The sequence below is a fragment of the Paenibacillus sp. 7516 genome (assembly GCF_002272715.1).
Lineage (GTDB): Bacteria > Bacillota > Bacilli > Paenibacillales > Paenibacillaceae > Paenibacillus > Paenibacillus illinoisensis_A.
On the sequence record NZ_NPBI01000013.1, the window covers coordinates 72,953 to 95,903 of the forward strand.

Genomic DNA, 22,951 nt, shown 5'->3' on the forward strand with positions numbered 1-22,951 from the left:
TAACGCTGAGAGCTGAGGTGATGGAACGTGCAGGATACGCCAGGACAAGCGGCAGTATTGATGCTGCAAGGCACGGCATCGGATGTGGGGAAGAGTGTCATTACAACGGCATTATGCCGGATATTCAAGCAGGATGGCTTCAGACCGGCCCCGTTTAAATCACAAAATATGGCGCTCAACTCCTATGTAACCGAAGATGGCAAGGAGATTGGCAGAGCCCAGGGAGCGCAGGCAGAAGCGTGCGGTATTGAAGCAACAACGGATATGAACCCGATATTGATCAAGCCCGTGCGGGATATGCACTCGCAGATCGTGGTGCACGGTGTACCTTTTGCCCAGATGAGTGCTTCGGACTATCGTCAGCATTTTCTGCCGGAAGCGAAGCAGACGGTCATGGAAGCGCTGAATCGGCTGCGCGAAACCTATGATATTGTATTGATGGAAGGCGCAGGCAGTCCGGCCGAGATTAACCTGAAGGACCGGGATATTGTCAATATGAATCTGGCAGGCTGGGCGGATTCGCCAGTCATTCTGATCTCGGACATTGATCGCGGAGGCGTGTTTGCTTCCATTGTAGGTACACTTGAGCTGTTGGAGCCGCATGAGGTCCAGCGTGTAAAAGGATTTATCATTAACAAATTCCGGGGGGATCTGTCCCTGCTGCAGCCTGGACTCGACTGGCTCGAAGAGCGGACGGGCATTCCGGTATTGGGCGTACTGCCTTACATAAGAGATATTCAGATTGAAGCCGAGGATTCCGTGGTGCTGGACTCCTTGCGTCATGGCAAATCAGGGAAAAGGGAGCTGGATCTTGCCGTTATTCGTTATCCGCGGATTTCCAACTTTACGGACTTTGACTCGCTGTCCCGTGAACCGGATGTCAATGTACGGTATGTGACTTCCCCGGAAGAGCTGGGCCAGCCGGATGCCATTTTGCTTCCGGGTACGAAGGATACGATTGGTGATCTCGCATTCCTGAGAGAGTCGGGTCTCGAGCAAGCGATCGCGAGTCAGACCGAACGTGATCATGTACAGCTTGTGGGGATATGCGGTGGTTATCAGATGCTGGGCCAGCATTTGAGAGATCCGTTTGCAGTGGAAGCGAATCAGATTCAGGAGGCGCGGGGTCTGGGATGGCTGCCGTTGTCAACCACTTTTCTGGAACATAAACAGACCGTTAGAGCTTCAGGGCGTGTGCAGCAGCGGCATCCGATTCGACTGTATGGGGATCAAGATTTGGTTAATTCCATGCCGGTGAATGGGTACGAGATTCATATGGGCGTAACCGAGTGCCACGATGCGAAGCAAGTGACTGCGCTGTTTGAGATTGCTCATCCAGGTGGCCAGCCTTTTCAGGAAGGCTGGGGGAGCCCGGATGGCAAAGTATGGGGAACGTACTTGCATGGTTTGTTTGAAAGTGACCAGTTCCGCCGCTCCTGGCTTAATGGACTTCGGCAAGGGAAAGGACTCGCTCCGCTTCAGGAAACCTATAGTGCTCATGAACGCAAGGAGATGGAATTCGACCGGGTAGCGGAATCTCTGCGCTCGGCCCTCGACATGAAACGTGTATATGAAATTATGGGTATCCAGTACCGAGATCCCGCTTCAACGGTTAATGATCGAAAGCAAGCGGATGTATGATCAGCAATTTATAACCTTCTATTAATAAAAAAACACCCCCATGTGTATTCGCAGTACCCGGAAACGGGCTGCTGTTACGCATGGGGGTATTTGCATGTGTATGGTTTAATTGTGGTTCACGTAAGGGAATGATGGTTTAATGTTATACCTGGATTGTTATTTTAGTTAATTTTGAATTTCTTCATCGCAGACTGCAGTTCCATGGCCTGTTCATGCAGATGGCGAACCGTACCCGAGTGGGAATCCATCTCACTGAGCTGATGCTCCGCAGTTGAAGCAATCTGCTGCATGCTCTCGCGTGATCTGGATGTAATCTGTGCCGTCTCTTCAACGGATGCACTAACTTCCTCTGCGCCTGCGGAGACTTCCTCTGTGGAAGCAGAGACGGTCTGGATGGTCAGGTTGACGTTCTGGATCAGTTCGTTCAGCTGCTGGAAGGCCGTTCCCGCTTGTTGAACGACATGGGTTCCAGACCCGATTTCCTGGGTTACCCGGTTCATGGCACTCACCGAACGTTCCGCATCCTCGCGAATGGTTCCGAGATAATCGGCAATTTCCTCCGTGGCTGTTTTGGACTGTTCCGCCAGCTTGCGGACTTCACCGGCTACGACAGCGAATCCCCGGCCATGCTCTCCGGCACGTGCTGCTTCAATGGAAGCATTAAGGGATAACATGTTGATCTGTTTCGTAATTTCAAAAATGGATGTAACAATCGTGCCGATCGCTACGGAACGTTCATTCATCGTCTCCACGTAACGCAGTGACTCGTTTGCCGTCTGGCCGACACGTTCCATTTGCTGCACAGCATCTTGTGCAAGACGGTTACCGTTGACAGCTTCATTTGCAGCTTCACCAATCTGTTCCGATACTTCAGCAGCAGAAGAGGCGATATGCATGATGCCCTGCGTAATTTCTTCCATGGCTCTCGCATTCTCGGCAGCGCTTGAAGCAATGGTCACACTGCCTTTCTCGGCATCTTCCGCAGAGCGGCTGGAGTTTTTGACCATACCGGACATGGACTCAACCCGTCTTAACAGATCATCGGAGCCTTGAACCACTTCATTGGAGGTAGACAGTGCACGGCTGATCATTTCCTTCAAATTGTGGGTCATCGTTTGGAAGCTTGCGGCGAGCTGAGCAATTTCATCTTTGCCCTTGATTTGCAGCTCTGCGGTCAGGTCACCTTGGGAAATCTGTTTGCTGTGTTGTACGAGCTGGATGATCGGTTTGGTTACTCTTTTGATCATGCTGGCAGAGATCAGCCAACCGAGCACGAAGACGAGTGCTGTGATACCCAGGCATAACCAGAAGATCTGAACGTTTTTATCCTGAATGAACTGGGCATCCATACTTACTGCCATGATCATGTTGCTGCCTGCGATCGGAATAAAGGCTGCTTTATGTACGCCGAAGGAATCGGAATAAACATCACTGATGACCATTTCTTTGCTTTCAACCGCCGTATTCATCGCGGATTGCACGCTGATTTCATCTCCGGCTTTCATTTCTGATGAAGCGTTAGCGATAACAACCGTTGCTTTGCCTTCCTGGATGGATACAACGTAGGATGCATCTAAGTTATGTTCTTTTGCTTTTTCAGCTAAATAGGATTCAACCGTCAGAGCAGCACCTTCAGAACCCGCACCGCCACTCTGCACCTGCAAAATCTTGGAGGAGGAGACGTTCTTATATATATCCTGGATGGACGTGTTCAGGACCTTGTCGAACTGTGGAAGCACATAGCTCTGCATAATATTCATGGATACAGCATAGAAACTGATACTAAACAACAGGGAAGCGACCAGTAGAACGAGGAACAGCGTGCCTCTGATTTTGCCGGCAACCGTACGATTACGAAACATAGGATCATCCTTTCACGTCATGTTCATTAACATTTGTCGCTTTTCCATATCGTAAGACTATGTACCAACGAAAAAAGGCCTAATTTTCACGTTGAGAAAACTTGGGAATAAGCGGATATACCTATATTACAAAATTAACCGGGGGTTGAATAGAAGAATTTTCATTAAACGGTGAATTTTTTTCAGAAATTCATGAATGTATTACATGCATATTACATAATATCAATTAATACCTACCAGAATAGTTTGTTATATGATATATTGTTCAATGTCGCATAAAGCGAATAGAAAAACCGTTCAATCGGTATGCACATTCTGAGGAGGATTTACAAGATGGATACTTTTCTAGTCATTCTGAACGTAGTGATTATGCTCGTTCTTCTAGGCGTCCTGTATTGGATGCAAAAGAAACATATTTCCTTTACCAAGCGTGTATTCGCGGGTCTGGGAATCGGGGTTGTGTATGGCGTCATTCTTCAACTGATATACTCGTCTAATTCTGACATTGTTGCCAAGTCTGTTGATTGGTTTAATCTTGTCGGTTCAGGATATGTTAAATTGTTGCAGATGGTCGTGATTCCGCTCATCATGGTTTCCATTATTTCGGCCATCATGAATTTGAAAGGCAAGCAAAACCTTGGCAAAATGAGCTTCTCGATCATTGCGATTCTGCTCATTACGACGGCCATTGCGGCAAGTGTAAGTATCGTAACAAGTCTGAGCTTCAACCTGACTTCCATTGAGATCGAAGGCGGGGACAAAGAGCTTGCGCAGGGGCAGAAGATGGAGGAACGTCTTGTTGATGTACAGGATCAGACGATTCCGCAGCAGGTGCTGGAATTCATTCCTTCGAATCCATTTGCAGACATGACCGGTGAACGCCGCACGTCTACCCTTGCGGTTGTTATCTTCTCGGCATTTATTGGTGTGGCGGTACTTGGACTGGATCGCAAAAAGCCACAGCAGGCGGAAACGTTCCGAGGCATGGTGAATGCGGTATATGCTGTAGTCATGCGGATCGTAACTCTGGTGCTCAGGCTGACTCCATACGGGATTCTGGCGCTCATTACGAAAGTAACGGCGACAACGAATCCGGATGAAATCCTGAAACTGATCAAGTTCGTCATTGCTTCCTACGTTGCCTTGATTGTGATGTTTATCATCCACCTGATTATTATCGCGCTGTTCGGTTTCAACCCGTTGACGTATGTGAAAAAGGTTCTGCCAACCCTGGTATTTGCCTTCACGTCCCGTTCAAGTGCGGCTGCAATCCCGCTTAACGTGGAGACACAGACGAAGAGACTGGGCGTATCCGAAGGTATTGCGAATCTCTCGGCAAGCTTCGGGGCTACCATTGGTCAAAACGGCTGCGCCGGGATCTATCCGGCCATGCTGGCGGTGATGATTGCTCCTACGGTCGGTATCGACCCGATGAGCTGGGACTTCATCATTACCCTGATCCTGGTTGTCGTGATCAGTTCATTCGGCGTAGCCGGTGTAGGCGGCGGGGCAACCTTCGCTTCCCTGATCGTATTGTCCACGATGAACCTGCCAGTCGCACTCGCAGGCTTGCTGATCTCGGTTGAGCCGCTGATCGACATGGGTCGTACGGCACTGAACGTGAACGATTCGATGACCGCTGGTCTCGTATCCAGTAAAATCCTGAAAGAGAATGATCAGGATACATTCAATGATCAAAGCCGTGATCTGGATTCCGCTGTTCAAGTATAATCCGGACTCCATAACTTGGATGGCTTATGCGCAGCAACAAGCCAAAAAAGCCGTTCTACGGGTTACCCGTAGGGCGGCTTTTTTGCATAATCGCAGATTGTCGTTATTTAGTGCTGTTCAATGGATGGGAAATGTGATAGAGTATTCATGTTTTGGCCCCAGGCCAGACCGCGGTTCGTAACCATCCCGCGTAATCAAAACTAGGAAGGCAGTGTATGTATTTATGTTTAATTTGGGTTGGGGAGCACTTTTTGTTCTTGTGACGTATGGTTTTTTCCTATTGTGTTACCGTCTGTTCGGTAAAAAAGGTCTGTATGCCTGGATTGGTGTGGCTACGGTTATAGCCAATATTCAGGTGACCAAAACGATAGATATTATGGGGATTGTATTGACGCTTGGTAATACGATGTATGTCAGCATGTACCTGACCAGTGACCTTCTCAATGAGAAGTATGGATCGGGTGAAGCGCGGAAGGCCGTATGGTTCGGATTCTTCACGCTAATCATGACGACAGTACTGATGCAGATGGTCATCTTCTTCGAACCGGCACCGACGGACTTTGCCCAGGATTCAATGGAAATCTTGTTCGGACTGCTGCCGCGTCTGGCACTCGGAAGTCTGACAGCGTACTTCATTAGCCAGTTCCTGGATGTGCGATTGTTCAGTATGCTGCGCAAGGTGGCACCTGGACGCAATCAGTTGTGGATTCGTACAAACGGCAGCTCGATCGTCAGTTCCTTTGTGGATACACTCGTATTCTGCACGATTGCATTTGCGTTTATCTACCCATGGGATGTCTGGCTCGAAATCTTCCTGACAACGTACATTATCAAGTTCGTGTTGACCGCGGTAGGTACGCCGTTTATATATGCAGCGCGTAATTTTAAAATCAAGGATGAAGTCTAATCCGATCTCGTATACATCCGTATTCATTCGAGTATGGTTGTTAGCAACGCAACAAGTCTTATAACGAGAATAACCCGCAAAGCCATATGGGTATGGTTTTGCGGGTTATTTTTAATTTCATACCTTAGAGGTTAGTCTGTCAGGATCTGAAGTTCTTTTGGATAGGAAGTCAGCACTTCAACCCCGGTATCTGTAACAAGAACATCGTCCTCAATTCGTACTCCGCCTGCAGGGGTATAGATGCCTGGTTCAATCGTGAATACGGTGCCTTCCTGCAGAAGATCCATATTCTGTCCATGCAGGGAAGGATACTCGTGCACATCAATTCCTAGACCATGTCCAACACGGTGCATAAATCGTTCGCCGTATCCGGCATCTTCCGTCACCTGACGTGCAGCACGGTCGATATCGGCACAGGCCACGCCTGGCTTAACTGCGCGAATGGCAGCTTCGTTTGCGGCAAGCACGGTATTGTAGATGGTTTTCAGTTCAGGAGAAATGTCACCAAAAGCAAATGTACGCGTAATATCAGATGCATACCCTGCAGCGTATACGCCCATATCGAACATCAGCAAGTCGCCATGCTGCAGCTTGCGTTCACCTGGTGTACCATGCGGCAGACCTGTCTTGGGTCCGGTAAGCACCATGGTATCGAAGGAAGGACCATCTGCACCCAGTTTCTTCATCTGATATTCCATTTCAGCTACCAGTTCAATCTCGGTTACGCCTGTGCGTACATGAGACAGTCCCAGGCGCAGCGTTTCTTCAATAAGATGAATGGCATGGCGGATGCGGGCTACTTCGTCCGGTGTCTTCTTGACGCGCAGTGTGCGGAGCAGAGGACCGACATCCTCGAAGTTGACTGCACCAAGGGCAGCGGTCAGCTGCTCGTAACGCGCAACGGTGACGTATTCTTTTTCAAGGCCCATCCGGCCCAGGCGTCCCTGATAACGTTCGAACAATGCATAGGGATTGTCGGTATCGGTATGAGTTGCGATATGGGTTACCGAGGAGGCGGCTGCTGCAGCTTCAGCGTCCAAGGCAGGCACAATCAGTAAAGGTTCCTCACCACGGGCGAGAACAAGACCGAGAAAACGTTCATGCGGGTTGCTTGCAAAACCAGTTAAATAGTAGATATGTTTCGGATCTGTAATCAGCATGGCGTCCAATCCTTGTGCAGACAGATCAGCTTCCAGACGGGATAAAGGGCTTTGATTCATATGTGTATAGCTCCACCTTTCAGTTCGTTCTATCCTTCTATTATAGAAGAATATTGAAAAATGCCAAAGGGAGTGACGGAGAAGCTCCATTTATTGTGGTCAATTTCCCGTTTAGGCGAACATGGAGAGGGGTAAATACAGGGCGAAACGCCGTTGAGAATGGTTGACCGATAACGATACAAATAACGACCCAGAACCTGATACAAATAGAGATACCGATAGAGATACCGATAGAGGACAGATACGGAGAATAAATATCCTTGAACATATCGCAGCAGCATTTGGCAAAATCGAACTACACTCTATTTAATAGAAGGAGATGAGATGATGAATAACCGAGTAAGTGTTCCACTATACGCTTCGCTGTTAAGTATGGCACTGCTGACGGCCTGTGCTTCAGGCGATCCTTCCACAGAATCGCAGCAGGTGTCTCAAGGTCAAGGCACAGGTCAGGGAGAGACAGCAAATGGAGGCAATGACAAGGCGAGTACCGGGGAAGAAGGAACACAGGAGAATGCGGTTATCCCTTATCAGGCTTCGGTTCTGTCCACTGGACTGAACGCACCTTGGGAACTGGTGAACGTGCCAGATGGACGGATGTTTGTTACGGAGCGTCCTGGAACCATACGGGTCATTAAGGATGGAGAATTGCAAACCGAACCACTCATTACGTTTGAGGCTCCGTTCAATGAAGAGGGAGAAGGGGGCTTGCTCGGTCTGGCTGCAGATCCGGACTTTGAGAATAACGGTTATCTCTACGCCTACCATTCCTACCTTGAAGAGGACGAGATCGCGAATCGGGTATTGCGCTTGAAGGTGAATGGGGATCAAGCCGTGATCGACAAGGAGCTGCTGAGTAATATCCCCGGCGGGACGAATCATAATGGAGGCCGCATCAAGATTGGTCCGGACAACATGCTCTACATTACAACCGGTGAACGTTATGAACCGGAACTGGCACAGGACCAGAACAGCTTGGGTGGCAAAATATTGCGGATTGGTCTCGATGGATCGATCCCTTCAGATAACCCGTGGCCGAATTCCCCTGTATACAGCATGGGACACCGGAATGCCCAGGGTCTTGCATGGAATCCGGATAATAAGTACCTCTATGCTACCGAGCACGGTCAGCGTAACTATGATGAGATTAACCGGATTGAAGCCGGGGAGAACTATGGCTGGCCTGAAGTGGAAGGTGACGAGCATGACAAGGGTACCTACCAGGCGCCGCTTGCTCATAGTGGTGACGATACATGGGCACCATCAGGCATGGCTTTTATAGAGGAAGGACCGTGGGCGGGTTCACTGCTTGCGGCTAACCTGAGAGGCGAGCAACTGCTGCATATTACCCTGTCCGAGGATGGTACACAAGTGGAGAAGGTGGAGCCCATTTTTGAAGATGAGTGGGGACGCATTCGTAACGTGACTGCCGGAGAAGACGGGAAGTTATATATTCTGACGAACAATCGGGACGGCCGAGGAACTCCAAGGGATGGGGACGACCACATCATTGTGCTTACACCGGAGAGTTGAGCTTCTGCATCCGGCTCCCATTACAAAATAGTGGAGTTGAAGCATGCTTCTAATAGAACCCGGATCCTGTTCGTGAAAATAGAAAAAGGGGCGCCCCGCCAAGTTCATGACTTTGGGGCAGCCCCTTGATTGCTTTATATATGGAAGCACATAGCAGATGGATCCTGCCAATTAATCTGCGCTTTCTGCTAATTTGGCGATATGCGCGCTTGGTTCATTTGTGTATTCGCCGCCATGGTAACAGAGCACTTTGTTCAGTTTCAGGCCGGTCAGTCTTTTCAAACTTCGCAGCGCTTCAGGCATGTCCGGTGTTGCAGGCGGTGCAGGTCCGACCAGTTCATCATCCACGACACGCAGTTCGTCGGCAGCCAGCAGGAATTCCGATTCACGGAAGTACAGGCAGATATGCCCCGGGGTATGTCCAGGGGTATGGATGACCTGAATTCCGCCTTGAAGCGGCAGCATGTCCCCATCTTCCAAAACTCTGCTGATCTCGATCTCAGGCAGCTGGGAGAGAAGCTGATCGGCCTGGGCGAGCACAGGTGCGGGAAGCATGGCTCTACGTTCAGGCGTGAACTTGATCAATGGTTTTTCACCTTTGATATAGGGAACCTCATCCGCATGTGCCCAGACCTCAAGTCCGGGTATCGCATCCAGAAGTGCACCCAGATTACCAATATGGTCAATGTCCTGATGAGTCAAAATGATGCGTTTAACATCAGCCAGCTGTGCGCCTTCCTGCTCCAGTGCAGACTCCAAACCTTCGAATTGGCCGATCATGCCTGTGTCCACGAGGGTGATGCCGTCCTCATCGCGCAGCATGACAGGGTAGATTGGGCTGTCTCCTGAAGGTGTAGGGATATTGAGATGCAGCACAGTTAAATCTGTTGTCGGATTAGTCATAGGTTTCCGGATCGAGTCCGGTCCACCTCCTTTTTTGGATGATATGGCTTGTGTTTATTCGGGACGAAGATATTTTAAGTGTTTTCTGTACTTCTGGATGGTATCCAGCATCGCTTCAAAGGTTTCCTCAGCCTGCATGCCTTCCTTGACGATGGAGTCAAAGGAGAAGTTCTCATGAATGAGCTTGTTCCTCGCCTGGAAGACCTGACTGAGAGCGAGTTCCATGTTTTCTTTCCCAGGTTTCAGGGCGATCTGTTGTTTATTTAATTCAGCCTGTAGGATCTCCATATTGGACCGTGCACGGTAAGCAGGAGTTTTCATCAGCTCGGTCGAATTAAACTTTTTTTGATAGATGCTCTGATAGAGCTGTTTTAACATGTGTTCAATAATAGAGCAGCATTCAATGACAAGGGATGCATATCTTCGATGTTTACGTTGATCCCATTGCGGTGAATCGAGTCCCTGTCCCATATCATGATACTCTTGTTCCAGTACCGCGATTTCAAGCTTTGCTTCTTTTTTGATTTTTTTAAAATCGTCTTTGGTCAGCATACCTGTCCTCCCATGGAAACCAAGATGTGATAACTTCATTATCTCATATTGTTACTCGGAGTGCCTCTTTTCCGAGGGAGGCAGGATTCTGACCGTTCATCCAATCATTGAACCCGGGTTCAGAAGGGAAGTATCTGATGTCCATAAAAACAGCCATTGTAACCGGAGCAAATTCCGGCATGGGGCTCGCAACCACCATTCAACTTGCAAGGCAAGGCTATAGGGTGATTATGGCCTGCCGCAGCGAGAAGCGCGGACAGCAGGCTCTGCAAGAGGCCCTGCGTGAGTCAGGCTCTACTGCGATTGAGCTAATTCTGTGTGATCTGGGTTCCATCCAGAGCATCCGCCATTTTGCCCGCTCCTTCCGCGAACGCTACAGTACGCTTGACGTCTTGGTAAACAATGCCGGGGTGGTCATGCTGAAAAGACAGGAGACCTCGGATGGTTTTGAGCAGAGCATCGGCATTAACCATCTGGGACATTTTCTGCTCACATTGCTCTTGATCCAGCCCTTGCAGGCTGCGGAGCAGGGAAGAGTCGTGAATGTTTCATCCGGTGCGTACAAAGCAGGCAGGATTCACTTCGACGATCCGCATCTGCAGAAGGGTTATAACCCGATTAAAAGTTATGCCCAGTCCAAGCTGGCCAACGTACTGTTCACCCGTGCGCTGTCCCGCAAAGTGGCGAATAGCCGAGTTACGGTGAATTGTCTGCATCCTGGCGCAGTTGGAACAAGCATCGGCGTGGATCGTAATACCGGTTTTGGTACACGTATCATGGCATTGATCGGCAAGCTTCCTTTTTTCCTGTCTCCCGAGGAAGGGGCCCAAACGGCGATTTATTTGGCCACCAGCCCGGAAGTAGCAGAAATTACAGGACGTTACTTTTATCAAAAGAAAGAGCAGAAGCTCAAAGCACATGCCGTCGATGATGCGGTGACTGAACGTTTCTGGACATGGAGCGAACAGCAGGTCGAGCTGAAGCCTGATGAAAAATGGTGATGAGCCCAGGCTGAGGTGCAGGACCAGTCTCATCTCAGTAAATGATCAAAGGTGATCATAGTACACTCATCTGTTTATATCATCTGCGTTAACTCGCTATGACAGACATTTTAGGCTTTTGCTTGCACAGCTTGCTGTACTTCCTGGATGAATGCTTCAATGCTCTGAACGCCTTGATCTCCCTGACCGTATGCGCGGACAGAGGCAGACAGGGCGTTTTTCTCATTTTCCCCGAGCACCAGCGAGTAAGGCACCTTTTCCATCTGAGCTTCACGAATTTTGTACCCCAGCTTCTCGCTGCGCAGATCCGTTTCAACCCGAATGCCTACTGCTCGCAATTGACTCTGTACCTGCAGCGCATAATCCGCATAGTGATCGGATACCGGGAGCAGCTTCACCTGAACCGGAGCGAGCCAGAGTGGAAACGCACCCGCATAATGCTCAGTCAGAATGCCAATGAAGCGATCAATAGAGCCATAGATGGCACGATGGATCACGACCGGACGGTGTTTCAGGCTGTCCTCGCCAACATAAGTGAGGTCGAATTTCTCCGGCATTTGAAAATCAAGCTGGATTGTTCCGCACTGCCAGCTGCGTTTCAGTGCATCGAGAATATGGAAGTCAATCTTCGGCCCATAAAAGGCTCCGTCTCCTTCATTGATGCGGTATTTCACGCCGCGCCGATCCAGTACATTTTGCAGCGCGCGTTCCGCCTGATCCCATAGCTCTTCCGACCCCATGGAGTCTTCGGGACGAGTGGAGAGCTCAATTGTGTATTCAAAACCAAAAATATCGTACATGCGTCCGATCAGGGAAATCGCCTGGTTGATCTCTTCCTCGATCTGTTCCGGCATGACGTAGAGATGAGCATCATCCTGACAAAATGTCCGTACCCGCATCATACCGTTTAGTGCACCCGAGAATTCATGACGGTGAACCTGGCCGAATTCCATCATGCGGATGGGAAGCTCGCGATAGGAATGAAGCGCATTTTTGAAAATCAGCATATGACCCGGACAGTTCATCGGCTTCAGTGCAAACGTAGCATCATCCACTTCTGAAAAATACATATTGTCCTTATAGTGCTCCCAATGCCCTGATTGCTCCCACAGACGATTGTTCATCATCAGCGGAGTTCGAACCTCTTGATACCCTTCCTGCAGCTGCAGCTCGCGTGAGAATTGCTCCAGCTCTGTACGGACAGTCATGCCTTTCGGGAGATAGAAGGGCATACCCGGCGCTTCTTCCGAGAACATGAACAGACCCAGTTCTTTGCCCAGCTTGCGATGATCCCGCTTTTTGGCTTCCTCCAGCATGTGCAGGTGATCGTCCAGCTGGGCTTTGCTTGGAAAGGCAGTGCCGTAGATTCGCTGCAGCATCTTGTTGTTCGAATCGCCCCGCCAGTATGCACCTGCCACATTCAGCAGCTTGAAGGCTTTGATCCGGCCAGTGGACGGAAGATGCGGTCCCCGGCACAGATCAAAAAATTCCCCTTGATCATAGATCGAAAGCTCCGCATCCTGCGGCAAATCATGGATCAGTTCAAGTTTATACGGATCCTGAATCTCTTCGAACAAGCGAAGGGCTTCCTCACGGCTAACCACCCGGCGGCTGATCTTCTCATTCTCCTGTACAATCTTGTTCATTTCCCGCTCAATGGCAGCCAGATCACTGATGGACAAGGCATGCTCCAGATCCACATCGTAATAAAAGCCATCTTCAATGACGGGGCCGATCCCCAGTTTGACTTGTTCTGCACCGTAGATCCGCTTGAGGGCCTGGGCGAGCACATGCGCAGTGCTATGACGATAACGATACAGTCCTTCCTCGCTGTCCAGTGTAACAATGACGAGCTCGCAATCCTGTTCAAGCTTCATGTCCAGATCGACGTTTACACCGTCCACAATGCCTCCGATGGCCTGTTTACCCAAGCTAGTGCTGATGGACGAAGCGACTTCTCCGATACTTATGCCTGCCTCGTACGAACGAACTGCTCCACCTTGAAGGCGAATCTTAATGGGGTTACCTTGTTGATTACTCATGCAAACCACTCTCCAATGTTTGAAATGGAAGCGCAAAAAAAACACCCGTCCCGGAAAAGGGACGAGTGCGCTCAGCTCGTGGTTCCACCCTAATTTGGTTATGAGTATCACCTGCATCGGCCAGCCGCCGCAAAACAGGAAACATCATAACCCTCATTGGGATCCGTTATCGGGGATCAGGCGGTGAGCTCTACTGACAACCGGACAGTACTTCCGTGGGAAGTCCATCAGGCTGAGGTTCGAGGCCACGGCTGCAGAGGGGTAATTCCGCTCCGTTCGCTGAAGAAGGTTTCACCAATCCCTTCTCTCTCTGGGCAGCACGCAAACGAAATCATGTCTCTGGTCATCGCCAATATGCAAAGTTATTGTCAGTTCATTTGATTTGAAATGAACTTGTGATCCATATCAATATATTGGAACAGGTGTTATTGAGTGTCGATTATATAGACTGAAAATCAAAAGGTCAAGCGGAGTTTTATTTAGCTTCATCCGAATGACGATCCCATATCAAACGTATGGTGGTTCCCTGTTCCGGATGGGATTGAACCTCGATTCGGCCTTTCATGGCCTCAATCAGCCCTTTGGTTACCGCCATGCCGAGGCCTGATCCGACATCGGATGTCGCCGTATCCGTGCCGCGATAGTATCGTTCGAACAGCCTCCATACCGTCTCCTGATCCATTCCGCGGCCATCATCCGCAAATTGAATGATGAAATTGCCGTCCTGCTCACCTGGCTCAACACGAACGGTCAGCTTCGTCTCTGGTGGATTGTGCAGCAGGGCGTTGGCGGTGAGATTATCGACAATTCGTTCGAAAGACGGGATATGTACATAACCATGCACCGCGACTGCAGCAGGCTGGAATGTAATACGGCCTTCTCCATAAGCCGGGTTACGCTCGGCACGATATACAAGATCCTGAAGCAGCGCATTTACGTCATTTTTCTCGACAGGGGGCTGGTATCCACCGCTGCGCAGACGGTATGTCATGGACAGGTCGTTCACCAGCCGGTCCATGTACAAGGATTTATCCAGCATGATGCCCGCAAATTCCCGTATTTCTTCGGATGTCCAGTTGTATTTCTCAGCTTCCAGCATGTGTGCATATCCCTGTATGGAGGACAGGGGTGTCTTCAGATCATGAGTTATCCCAGCAATCCACTCCTCGCGCAGAGAGTCGGTCTGTCTGCGGAGTTCTTCATCACGTTTAAGTGTGCTCGACAACGACTGGATAGAGTGCAGCACTTCAGCATATACCCGATATTTTTGACGCCACTTCCCGTTACGCTTCTGGCTGCGTGGCTTGCCCCGGGTGTCAGCCGGCTCTTCGTAGTGTCCACGTTCAAGCCGCTGCAGCCATTGAAGCATATGCAGCATGGGATAACCGAAGCGATTGGCATACCAGAGTGCAAGCAGCACAAGCAGGATGATGATGGATACCAGAAGTGCAGCCAGGGCAGGACCAAAAATAAAACCGAAGGGGTTCTCGTTCATGCCTGCTTGACTGCTCGGAAGAGGAACACTCAGCATCCATGTCGATTGATCCTTTTCATCATAGATGGTCACCGTGGTCATTCCGTACCTGGTGGGGTATCGTGTGCGCAGAATCAGGTCCTGAATGCTGTAGCTGTCTGGTGTGTCCATTGCAGGCTTGTTGAAAGAAGTGAGGACATGTCCCTGCTCATCCAAAATCTCAAGATAGGCGTCCGCCGAGCGAAGGATGTCCTGCTGCTCGGAGGGTAGTACAAGCTTGCCATTGGCATAACTTCCGCTGGTGTAGACTTGATCCAAAATCGTTACCGTCTGATTGCTCTCCCCGTACAGCAGGGTGAAGTTGATCCCCTTTCTTTCCCTTATGAGCAGATAGAGCTGGTAGGGAAAGGGCTTTTTTCCCTCCCAATAGGATAGAAGTTCTCCGGGTTTATAGTGATTCGGGACATCGGAAGGGGTGTGAAAGGCATCCACCACACGGCCTTGCTCATCCAGAACCTGAAGCCAGCCGTTGTTCTCCTCCACACGCTGTAGCAGCGCTGGATCATATTGTACGGTACCGTCCGGCAAAATCTCTGCGGTGCTGATCAGCTGTTCGAGTCCGACAGAGGCAAAATCATCAACAAGGCTGGCTTCATTCAACTGTTGGATGACCCAATATGCGATAGCACCACCGAGGACCAGGATCAGAATTACAGCACCCGCAAGCAGGCCAATGAACCGTGTCATCAATCTGCGACGTATGCTCATCTTCGGAGCTCCACCTCGGGCAGAACGAGCTTATATCCCAATCCACGGACATTCACCAGCAGTTCAGGCCTGGAGGGATCGGCTTCAATACGCTCACGAATTCGGTGAATATGAACCATGACGGTGTTGTCATCACGGATGGCCTCCGATTCCCATACCCGCTCATACAATTCGGACTTGGTGAAGATGCGATTGGGATGTTTGCAGAAAAAGAGCAGCAGCTGATACACCAGAGCAGGACAGCCTACCAGCTGACCATTGACCCTGAGTTCACCCGCGTGCTCGTTCAACTGAAAGCGTCCGTAATCATAGATCCCTTCCTGCGGGGAAAGATGTGACGGATTTACGTCATAATTTGGAAGCGACCCCCCAGATTCTGCCTGTCTGGGCAAATAACGCTTCAGCAGTGATTTAATCCTTGCAACCACTTCAAGTGGATTAAACGGTTTAACAACATAATCGTCTCCTCCAACCGCGAAGCCGGTCAACTTGTCATAATCGGTTGTTTTGGCGGTTAAAAAGAGAATCGGTGCATCGGTCAGTTGTCGCAGAAAAGGACAAATTTCCAGCCCGCTTCTGCCTGGCAGCATGACGTCCAGCACGATACAGTGATAGGTTTTCTTTTCACATGCGGCAATCGCTTCTTCACCTGTGGTGACCGTGTCAATATCTACGAATTGCTCCTTGAGCAGAACCGTTTTTAACATATGTAAAATCGCCTGTTCATCATCAACAAGCAGGATTGAAACGTTATCCATGACGTAATAGATCCTCCTGGTTTTTATGATTACATTAGTTGTCCGCTATGATCTTCTGCGTTGGTCTATCTAATCTATCATACCATTTAGAAGAGCCGTGGAGCGTGCTTGTAACCTTAACAGAATCTTAATTATGAAGCAGCAGCATAACTCAAAGTTATGATAGACGTAAGAGGAGGTTAGACGGAGGATAAGATTGGTTTAGTACACTGGACTGGAAAGATATCGTTCTATAGAAGGGGTGCAAGGAAGTGAATAGAATTCATAAGGGAAGCAGACAGCGGTCCAAAATGTTCATTGAAAAGAATCGGATGAAAGCAGAATATGCTCTGCAAAAAGATTCAAGGAGAAGTCAGAGGAGTTGGTTAATGCTTGCCACAGCACTTGGTGCGTGTGTGCTCTTGTCTGCCTGCGGCGCTACAGAATCATCTGACCAGAGGGAACAGCCATCAGCAGAACAGACTTCCAGTGCGTCACCAGCCGCAGAAAGCACCAATAAAGAAGAGATGAACTCAGCAGAGGAGGATGTGATGATTACACCTGAACATTTCATAGATACATTGATGAATGGTTCGAAGGAGGACATTTATAATCAAATGAGCCCGGAACTCAAGGAAACGATATCGCTGGAAGAGTTTAAGACGTCTGTGGACAGCTTCATAGAGGGGGTCACTTCCTGGGAACAGGTTACAAAAGTTAAAATGAACAACCTGATGGAGCATTCCTGGAAGGATCAGACGGGGACCAAAGGAATACAGGCCTATTTTGCCGAGGATCATCAGATTGACGGGCTGTTGATCCAGCCACTTGAAACGCATGAGGAGACGGACAAGGCATTTACCAAGACCGAATTTCAGTTTCCTATGAAGGGGGAATGGTTCGTGTTCTGGGGAGGAAATGATGTGATGTCCAATTATCATTATGCGCATGAAACGCAGCGTTACGCACTGGACATTATTCGCACGAAGGAAGATTCAAGTTATCAAGGGGAGGCCGCTGTGAATGAAAACTATTATGCTTTTGGTGAGCCGCTCTATGCAGCTGCAGATGGGACGGTTGTTGAAGTCAAAAATGACATTCCGGATAACACGCCAGGCGTGATGAATGCTGAAGAGCCGGCAGGGAATGTTGTCGTTATCGATCATGGAAATGGGGAATACAGCATCACTGCACATCTCAAGGAAGGGAGTGCAGCCGTAAAAACAGGGGATAAAGTCAAGCAGGGAGATCTCATCGGGCAGCTTGGTAATTCCGGTAACTCCAGTGAAGCGCATCTGCATTTTCAAGTCTCAGACGGACCCGATCTGTTCACTTCCCGTTCAGTTCAGATCCGCTGGGCAGATCAGAGCCAGGTGCTGACACGTGGGAAAACGTTCCAGGGACTTCCTGAATAGCTGGGTGTATTTGTTCGTAGGAGAAGTGGATGAGGTTCATCTCTGATTAAAAGAATGAGCTTATGGAATTGTAATCTTAGCTTGAAACATATAAATCATGCAGGCAGCCGGCTAATGTGTCGGCTGTCTTTATGTTGAGTAAATGTGCAGGTTCGTGTGACTTCTAACGTTTAGATTACATATAATGTAAACAGAGTTCTAGACATGAATGCGTGAAACGGAGGGGTTAGGATTGAACAAGTATGTGTTACATATCGCTGCAAGTGTAGTTTGCATATTAGCACCTGTTTTTGGTTTCTTATATGAATGGTGGGATAGCTACCAACCCAAAGTAGGACCTGTAGGAGATGGAAAACCGAATTATTATCTTACCATACCTCAATGGATATCTATGGTATCTTCTTTCACTCTTGGAATGATTAATCTGCCTCTTGCCATTATCTTATACAAACAAAAGATTAATGAAGATATAAAAAAATAGTGTCCACTATGTTAACGGTTAACGAATGTTCAATCAGCACAACGGTAGTTGACGTAAACTCAGCTGTCGTTTCTTATTAAAGTAACAAGCAGGAATATAGTGAAATGAAAACGAATACATCATTCAACATCCAAAATGGGATGATTAGCGTGGTTTCAACAACCGAGGATTAAAGTATCGGGTAAAGTTAGCTTAATACGACATTGAAAGCAGCTGACACGGTGTGATTAGCTGCTTTTGTTCAACTAACAGGCAGAGTAGCTTAGCATGAATATACTTTTGTTTTTGGATATTTGACTTCTTTGGAAAAAAAGAAGGAGGTCTCTTGGCTAAATATTAGAAAGAGCCTCAAGAACAAGGCTCAGTTATCTCCTATCTTTTAATTAGTTCTTTGGGAACTCCCATAGTGACGACTTCGAGCGTCTCATAGTTAATAAGGAGAAACACCTCGGTATCCGTATCTCCTTTCAAATATCCATAAAGCCCAATGTCCGTACCAAGATCGGGCGGATTAAACTTGTGACGTGTAAATTCAACGTTGAGGTCGTATTTTTCTTTAAAATACATTTTTCCTGCATTCATAGCCTTGTTAATGGCTTGAGCTTCTTCTCGAGAATCAGACATGAAGCTACAACCTCCCATGATGAGGGCAAAACAAACAATAGTAAATATGCTCACAGACTTACTTTTTAGTATAGTTTCCACTCCTTATATCTATCATGATATGGGTATATTACTATATTTTGAGTTTAGAAGTAAATGTAGGTATGTTTTTTTGAAAACCTGCATTTTGATGAGACGTACATGAAGTTTTCCAAGCTTGCATATCAAGACATTTCGGATGGATATATCCTCCCGGAATTGGATCAATGGAGAGTGTCGAGCCTGAAGTTGCCTGCGTTTATTATTTGATTGGAAAAATAGAAGAGGGGATGCGATATAGAGATGACAGCAGTATTTTCACACAAGCCTGAAGGATACGAATGTCCTTTTTGCTGTATTTGGGGTATTGAAAGACCTGACCAGGGAACAAAACAAAGAGATATCATCTATCAGAATGAAAAGGTAACGGCATTTATAGCGGGCAAATGGTGGCCAAACAATAAAGGACATGTTCTTATCGTGCCCAATCAACATTTTGAGAACATCTATGAACTGCCTGCAGATTATGCTGCTGAGATTCACCGCGCGGCTCAGCTTACAGCATTTGCGATGAAAAGTACATATGGATGTGATGGGATATCTACAAGGCAGCATAATGAACCATCTGGCAATCAGGACGTGTGGCATTATCATCTCCATGTTTACCCTAGGTATATGAATGATCAACTTTATCTGTCGACGGGTTCACAGACCGATCCAGAAGAGCGCTCTTTCTATGCTGATAAGTTGCGTTCTTGGATAAAGAAAAATATCTAAGTCAATTTGAACATTACTCTCATGAAGATGCCCACCAAAATGACAGGAGCAGTTAATGCAAAAGAGCCAGAGGGGACGAAGAGATCTCGTACTCTCAGGCTCTTTTCTCTTAATATGGTCATCATCATTCAATCGTTATTAATTGAGAACATCCGCATATTCAGGGATGCGGTCGAAACGACCTTTGGCAAACGGACACAAAGGTAAAATCTTAATACCGTTTTCCCGCGCGTATTCCACCATAGCTGTGAGAAGCTTATCACCGAGCCCTTGTCCCCGGTAAGCATTTTCAACCAACGTGTGGTCAATTATGTACAGTTCCGGACTTGAGATTACATACGTCATGACCGCAGCAATGTCGCCATTATCTTGAATAATAAATCTTTTATTAGCAGGTTCGTGTTCTACATGATGCATTTTCATCCCTCTTTCCTTGTTGAATATTCATCGTCCAGACGTTTATACGTGAGTGCTCCGCTTGGACATGTGTCAATATGCCGGGCAATGGCCTCTGAAGTATCGCCATCGGGATTAACCCAAGGACGTTTGCTCAAATCAAACACAGCAGGGAGGCCCTTTACGCAAATACCGGAATGAATGCATACCTCAGAATCAAACATGACTTCGATATCTTTACCGTAGTACAACTTCTGTTTACTCATCGTTCATTCACATCTTTCACTTTTGAGTTTGTTTATAGACATGATTCATACTTCGAAAGGGAACCTTCTGAACCGACATGGCATTGGCAACCGTGGGCAGCAATTTTTGGCATGGCTCTCGATGTCCGAATTATAATGAGGAAATAGGGATTAGTCAACGTGACGAATCTCCTAATGTTTTGGTGCATTCCTTGTGATTGGTTGCTATTATTCATCTAACGGGCAGATAAAATGAACCATTTCAGGACTATCCGTTTATACTTATGTAAGATCCATATTCATCGCAAAAACGATATAGAAAGTGGGAAACAATATTTATGATTCCATTAGTATATGACCAGATTAACCTTTGGGGAAAAGATGATGAATTTTTCCTTGCACTGCTAAAGAGATTGAAAGTGGAGTCTATAGCGGACTTAGGCTGTGGAACAGGAAGGTGGACTACACATCTTGCTCAAAATGGATATACAATCACAGCTATTGATCCCCATGAAGAAGCGATCGAACTGGCGAGAAGTAAGGATGATTCAGGCCATGTGAACTGGATTGTAGGAGACAGTTCCAATTTACAAATCAATACGTATGACGCGGTTATTATGACAGCCAATGTTGCACAGGTATTTCTTACAGATGATAGTTGGAAACAAGTGATCTCAGACGTATTCCGATCCCTTAAAGCTGGCGGTCACTTTATTTTTGATACAAGAAATCCTCTGGTAAAAGTGTGGGAAGAGTGGGAGAAGGATATGAGTCCTGATGCAGCCAAAGACAGGCTAAGTGGAGACCCGCTTGAAATCTATACAGAATATGAGGGGTTTGAGCAAGATGTTTATACGTTCTATGAAACTGTGAAAAATTCAAAAACAAACGAAGTCCTCGTCCATGAAAAAATGCAGATACGATTTCGAAAGCAAGGAGAATTGGATGAGTCACTGAAACAAGCCGGTTTTTCGAAAATTGAAACATATGGGGATTGGGAATTTAAATACGCAAATTCAGAAAGTCGATCTTTTATTTTTCATTGTGTAAAATAGAGTTATTGAAAAGCGCAATTATAGTGATCGCTAAAAAGGATAGCGCCTTTTACATGACAAAGCAGCAGATCAACAAGATCGGCTGCTTTTGTCATTTTCACCCTGTATGCTTTAATTATTATTTAATGGTGATATGAATATTCATTTCCTAATATTATACAATAAATGGTTCTAATTCTGATATAATGGATGCTTCATGATTTAGATGCTGAAAGCAATTAAAGATGAGCATGAGTAGGTGACAAAAGGAGGGCAACGCAAAAATGGATTTAACATTTGGAAACGTTACAATACTTATTCCCCCTTTACACATCACGATTATCTTAATAGTTATTATTTTCTTATTAGTAAGGTGGAGCAAACAATTAGAAACAAGACGTTTTACGGTATTCTTTTACTTTTTATTCAGTACTACCATTATTCCAATTTACACATCAAAAGGTTTCTTTCAGCTATGGATTCCTATAGGATTTATAATCATGTTCCTTTATTTATTTGGCGGTAGAAGAAATCATCCAGCTAAAGTGAAAGCAAGCATTTTGGGGTTCTCCATAGCCATATACCAGCTCATTCTTAAATATGTCGGATAGATTCTAAACTCAATATTACCAAGGAAGCAGTCGAGTGTCGGGATCGGCTGCTTTTGTTCGGCTAAAATATAAAGTGCATTCACATTCTTGACTTTCCCCTGCACAGGAAACTGTATACTCACCTTAAGTTATCGATTGGAGATGATATGTTGTTCAAAATCAGTGCATTTTCCAGATTAAGCAAGGTCTCTCTTAAAACCCTGCGTTACTACGACCAGATTGGCATACTTAAGCCAAGAAAAGTAGATCACCACACGGGATATCGTTACTATTCCGCAGATCAGCTTCTGGAGCTCAACCGGATTTTGATGTATAAGGAGTTGGGTTTTACATTACCTCAGATTACACAGCTGCTCCAGGAAGATATCACATTGGAGAACATTCAAGGCATGTTTAGGCTGAAAAGAAGCGAAATCCAGCAAATCATTGATACGGAACAAGCCAAACTTGTCAGGATTGAAGAGCGCATGCAGCTCATCGAAAGGGAGGGGCAATTCGAAACGGGTCAAGACATCCGAATCAAAGCTGAAGCTGCTCAAACCTTCCTTTATCAAAAAGCATATGGAAGAGAAGAAGACATTCCAGAGTTATTTCGTCAATTCGATCTGTTATTAACCACCGAAATGCGGCAGTATATCGAAGGCCCTCAGGTTGTGTTGTGGAAAGACATCGACGGAAAAGAAGATGAGTTTGAGTTTGAAGTGGGATATTTTTTAACCTGTGAGCTTCAATCCTCTCCAGAGCCTTTTCAGCTGCGAATCCTTCCTCCTGAACCGATGATGGCCACAATGGCTTTTCATTCCGATTCCAAATTTGATGGTGCGGCCTGTGTGCATTTAGCGAAATGGATCGAAAATAATAACTATCAGATCAAGGAAAGCGAACCGGGCAGGGAACTGTATTTACCGTTATCTCCGGAACGAGATGCAAAATTGATTGAGATACAAATTCCAATACGAAATAGTTAATGAGAAGGTGG

At 47.2% G+C, this 22,951-nt stretch carries 20 protein-coding genes; 10 read left to right on the forward strand and 10 right to left on the reverse strand.

The window, feature by feature from the left end; genetic code table 11:
• The first annotated feature begins 60 nt into the window (after positions 1-60).
• Entirely contained in the window at positions 61-1,641 is a 1,581-nt protein-coding gene (locus CHI14_RS14545; RefSeq protein ID WP_095289367.1) for a cobyric acid synthase, read from the forward strand.
• A gap of 161 nt (positions 1,642-1,802) precedes the next feature.
• On the opposite strand, the gene CHI14_RS14550 is transcribed toward CHI14_RS14545, so the two are convergent.
• Complete coding sequence (locus tag CHI14_RS14550) at positions 1,803-3,503, reverse strand: methyl-accepting chemotaxis protein (protein WP_095289228.1); 1,701 nt, start codon at positions 3,501-3,503, stop codon at positions 1,803-1,805.
• A 333-nt stretch (positions 3,504-3,836) separates the two neighbouring features.
• Here CHI14_RS14550 and CHI14_RS14555 point away from each other — a divergent pair, with 333 nt between their 5' ends.
• Together CHI14_RS14555 and CHI14_RS14560 are read left to right on the forward strand one after the other, a co-directional pair.
• The gene (locus CHI14_RS14555; RefSeq protein ID WP_095289229.1) at positions 3,837-5,234 is read left to right on the forward strand and encodes an L-cystine transporter; all 1,398 of its coding nucleotides are present in this window, start codon (positions 3,837-3,839) and stop codon (positions 5,232-5,234) included.
• Positions 5,235-5,457: 223 nt separating this feature from the next.
• On the forward strand, positions 5,458-6,141 hold the full coding sequence (locus CHI14_RS14560) for a queuosine precursor transporter (RefSeq protein ID WP_095289230.1): 684 nt from the start codon (positions 5,458-5,460) through the stop codon (positions 6,139-6,141).
• 131 nt (positions 6,142-6,272) lie between these two features.
• Here CHI14_RS14560 and CHI14_RS14565 read toward each other — a convergent pair whose 3' ends face one another.
• On the reverse strand, positions 6,273-7,361 hold the full coding sequence (locus CHI14_RS14565; RefSeq protein WP_095289231.1) for a M24 family metallopeptidase: 1,089 nt from the start codon (positions 7,359-7,361) through the stop codon (positions 6,273-6,275).
• Between the two features lie 327 nt (positions 7,362-7,688).
• Between CHI14_RS14565 and CHI14_RS14570 the strand changes: the two genes are divergently transcribed.
• Entirely contained in the window at positions 7,689-8,894 is a 1,206-nt protein-coding gene (locus tag CHI14_RS14570; protein WP_095289232.1) for a PQQ-dependent sugar dehydrogenase, read from the forward strand.
• A 171-nt stretch (positions 8,895-9,065) separates the two neighbouring features.
• Here the strand turns inward: CHI14_RS14570 and CHI14_RS14575 are convergent, their stop codons facing one another.
• Positions 9,066-9,797, reverse strand: coding sequence for an MBL fold metallo-hydrolase (locus CHI14_RS14575; RefSeq protein WP_095289233.1), 732 nt, complete (start codon positions 9,795-9,797; stop codon positions 9,066-9,068).
• Positions 9,798-9,851: 54 nt separating this feature from the next.
• Entirely contained in the window at positions 9,852-10,388 is a 537-nt protein-coding gene (locus CHI14_RS14580; RefSeq protein WP_212676995.1) for a hypothetical protein, read from the reverse strand.
• Between the two features lie 98 nt (positions 10,389-10,486).
• Here CHI14_RS14580 and CHI14_RS14585 point away from each other — a divergent pair, with 98 nt between their 5' ends.
• A complete protein-coding gene (locus CHI14_RS14585; RefSeq protein ID WP_095289235.1) occupies positions 10,487-11,350 on the forward strand; it encodes an SDR family oxidoreductase in 864 nt (287 codons plus the stop codon).
• A gap of 110 nt (positions 11,351-11,460) precedes the next feature.
• On the opposite strand, the gene thrS is transcribed toward CHI14_RS14585, so the two are convergent.
• From thrS to CHI14_RS14600, 3 genes are all read right to left on the reverse strand, one after another.
• Positions 11,461-13,392, reverse strand: a complete 1,932-nt coding sequence (gene thrS / locus CHI14_RS14590) for a threonine--tRNA ligase (RefSeq protein ID WP_095289236.1) — start codon at positions 13,390-13,392, stop codon at positions 11,461-11,463.
• Positions 13,393-13,867: 475 nt separating this feature from the next.
• Complete coding sequence (locus CHI14_RS14595) at positions 13,868-15,634, reverse strand: sensor histidine kinase (protein WP_095289237.1); 1,767 nt, start codon at positions 15,632-15,634, stop codon at positions 13,868-13,870.
• Positions 15,631-16,392, reverse strand: a complete 762-nt coding sequence (locus CHI14_RS14600) for a response regulator transcription factor (protein WP_095289238.1) — start codon at positions 16,390-16,392, stop codon at positions 15,631-15,633. Before CHI14_RS14600 ends, CHI14_RS14595 begins: the two co-directional genes overlap by 4 nt.
• Positions 16,393-16,643: 251 nt before the next feature.
• Here CHI14_RS14600 and CHI14_RS14605 point away from each other — a divergent pair, with 251 nt between their 5' ends.
• Together CHI14_RS14605 and CHI14_RS14610 are read left to right on the forward strand one after the other, a co-directional pair.
• Positions 16,644-17,786 carry a M23 family metallopeptidase gene (locus CHI14_RS14605; protein WP_095289239.1) on the forward strand — a complete coding sequence of 381 codons (1,143 nt, stop codon included), beginning with the start codon at positions 16,644-16,646 and terminating at the stop codon, positions 17,784-17,786.
• Between the two features lie 232 nt (positions 17,787-18,018).
• Positions 18,019-18,267, forward strand: coding sequence for a hypothetical protein (locus CHI14_RS14610; RefSeq protein ID WP_095289240.1), 249 nt, complete (start codon positions 18,019-18,021; stop codon positions 18,265-18,267).
• Between the two features lie 372 nt (positions 18,268-18,639).
• On the opposite strand, the gene CHI14_RS14615 is transcribed toward CHI14_RS14610, so the two are convergent.
• Positions 18,640-18,891 (reverse strand): hypothetical protein, encoded by a 252-nt coding sequence (locus tag CHI14_RS14615; RefSeq protein ID WP_095289241.1) that lies wholly within the window; start codon positions 18,889-18,891, stop codon positions 18,640-18,642.
• A gap of 321 nt (positions 18,892-19,212) precedes the next feature.
• Between CHI14_RS14615 and CHI14_RS14620 the strand changes: the two genes are divergently transcribed.
• Positions 19,213-19,686 carry an HIT family protein gene (locus CHI14_RS14620; protein WP_095289242.1) on the forward strand — a complete coding sequence of 158 codons (474 nt, stop codon included), beginning with the start codon at positions 19,213-19,215 and terminating at the stop codon, positions 19,684-19,686.
• Between the two features lie 138 nt (positions 19,687-19,824).
• Here CHI14_RS14620 and CHI14_RS14625 read toward each other — a convergent pair whose 3' ends face one another.
• Both CHI14_RS14625 and CHI14_RS14630 read right to left on the reverse strand, forming a co-directional pair.
• A complete protein-coding gene (locus CHI14_RS14625) occupies positions 19,825-20,103 on the reverse strand; it encodes a GNAT family N-acetyltransferase (RefSeq protein WP_095289243.1) in 279 nt (92 codons plus the stop codon).
• 2 nt (positions 20,104-20,105) lie between these two features.
• On the reverse strand, positions 20,106-20,348 hold the full coding sequence (locus CHI14_RS14630) for a (4Fe-4S)-binding protein (RefSeq protein WP_095289244.1): 243 nt from the start codon (positions 20,346-20,348) through the stop codon (positions 20,106-20,108).
• 317 nt (positions 20,349-20,665) lie between these two features.
• Between CHI14_RS14630 and CHI14_RS14635 the strand changes: the two genes are divergently transcribed.
• Together CHI14_RS14635 and CHI14_RS14645 are read left to right on the forward strand one after the other, a co-directional pair.
• Positions 20,666-21,382 (forward strand): class I SAM-dependent methyltransferase, encoded by a 717-nt coding sequence (locus CHI14_RS14635; protein ID WP_095289245.1) that lies wholly within the window; start codon positions 20,666-20,668, stop codon positions 21,380-21,382.
• Positions 21,383-22,121: 739 nt separating this feature from the next.
• Positions 22,122-22,940, forward strand: coding sequence for a MerR family transcriptional regulator (locus CHI14_RS14645; RefSeq protein WP_095289247.1), 819 nt, complete (start codon positions 22,122-22,124; stop codon positions 22,938-22,940).
• Positions 22,941-22,951 lie beyond the last annotated feature (11 nt).

Bases quoted from the DNA above. Each gene is read 5' to 3' on its own strand.
- CHI14_RS14545 (WP_095289367.1), top strand. From the start codon at position 61: ATGCTGCAAGGCACGGCATCGGATGTGGGGAAGAGTGTCATTACAACG.
- CHI14_RS14550 (WP_095289228.1), bottom strand. From the start codon at position 3,503: ATGTTTCGTAATCGTACGGTTGCCGGCAAAATCAGAGGCACGCTGTTC.
- CHI14_RS14555 (WP_095289229.1), top strand. From the start codon at position 3,837: ATGGATACTTTTCTAGTCATTCTGAACGTAGTGATTATGCTCGTTCTT.
- CHI14_RS14560 (WP_095289230.1), top strand. From the start codon at position 5,458: ATGTTTAATTTGGGTTGGGGAGCACTTTTTGTTCTTGTGACGTATGGT.
- CHI14_RS14565 (WP_095289231.1), bottom strand. From the start codon at position 7,361: ATGAATCAAAGCCCTTTATCCCGTCTGGAAGCTGATCTGTCTGCACAA.
- CHI14_RS14570 (WP_095289232.1), top strand. From the start codon at position 7,689: ATGAATAACCGAGTAAGTGTTCCACTATACGCTTCGCTGTTAAGTATG.
- CHI14_RS14575 (WP_095289233.1), bottom strand. From the start codon at position 9,797: ATGACTAATCCGACAACAGATTTAACTGTGCTGCATCTCAATATCCCT.
- CHI14_RS14580 (WP_212676995.1), bottom strand. From the start codon at position 10,388: ATGAAGTTATCACATCTTGGTTTCCATGGGAGGACAGGTATGCTGACC.
- CHI14_RS14585 (WP_095289235.1), top strand. From the start codon at position 10,487: ATGTCCATAAAAACAGCCATTGTAACCGGAGCAAATTCCGGCATGGGG.
- thrS (WP_095289236.1), bottom strand. From the start codon at position 13,392: ATGAGTAATCAACAAGGTAACCCCATTAAGATTCGCCTTCAAGGTGGA.
- CHI14_RS14595 (WP_095289237.1), bottom strand. From the start codon at position 15,634: ATGAGCATACGTCGCAGATTGATGACACGGTTCATTGGCCTGCTTGCG.
- CHI14_RS14600 (WP_095289238.1), bottom strand. From the start codon at position 16,392: ATGGATAACGTTTCAATCCTGCTTGTTGATGATGAACAGGCGATTTTA.
- CHI14_RS14615 (WP_095289241.1), bottom strand. From the start codon at position 18,891: ATGTCTGATTCTCGAGAAGAAGCTCAAGCCATTAACAAGGCTATGAAT.
- CHI14_RS14620 (WP_095289242.1), top strand. From the start codon at position 19,213: ATGACAGCAGTATTTTCACACAAGCCTGAAGGATACGAATGTCCTTTT.
- CHI14_RS14625 (WP_095289243.1), bottom strand. From the start codon at position 20,103: ATGCATCATGTAGAACACGAACCTGCTAATAAAAGATTTATTATTCAA.
- CHI14_RS14630 (WP_095289244.1), bottom strand. From the start codon at position 20,348: ATGAGTAAACAGAAGTTGTACTACGGTAAAGATATCGAAGTCATGTTT.
- CHI14_RS14635 (WP_095289245.1), top strand. From the start codon at position 20,666: ATGATTCCATTAGTATATGACCAGATTAACCTTTGGGGAAAAGATGAT.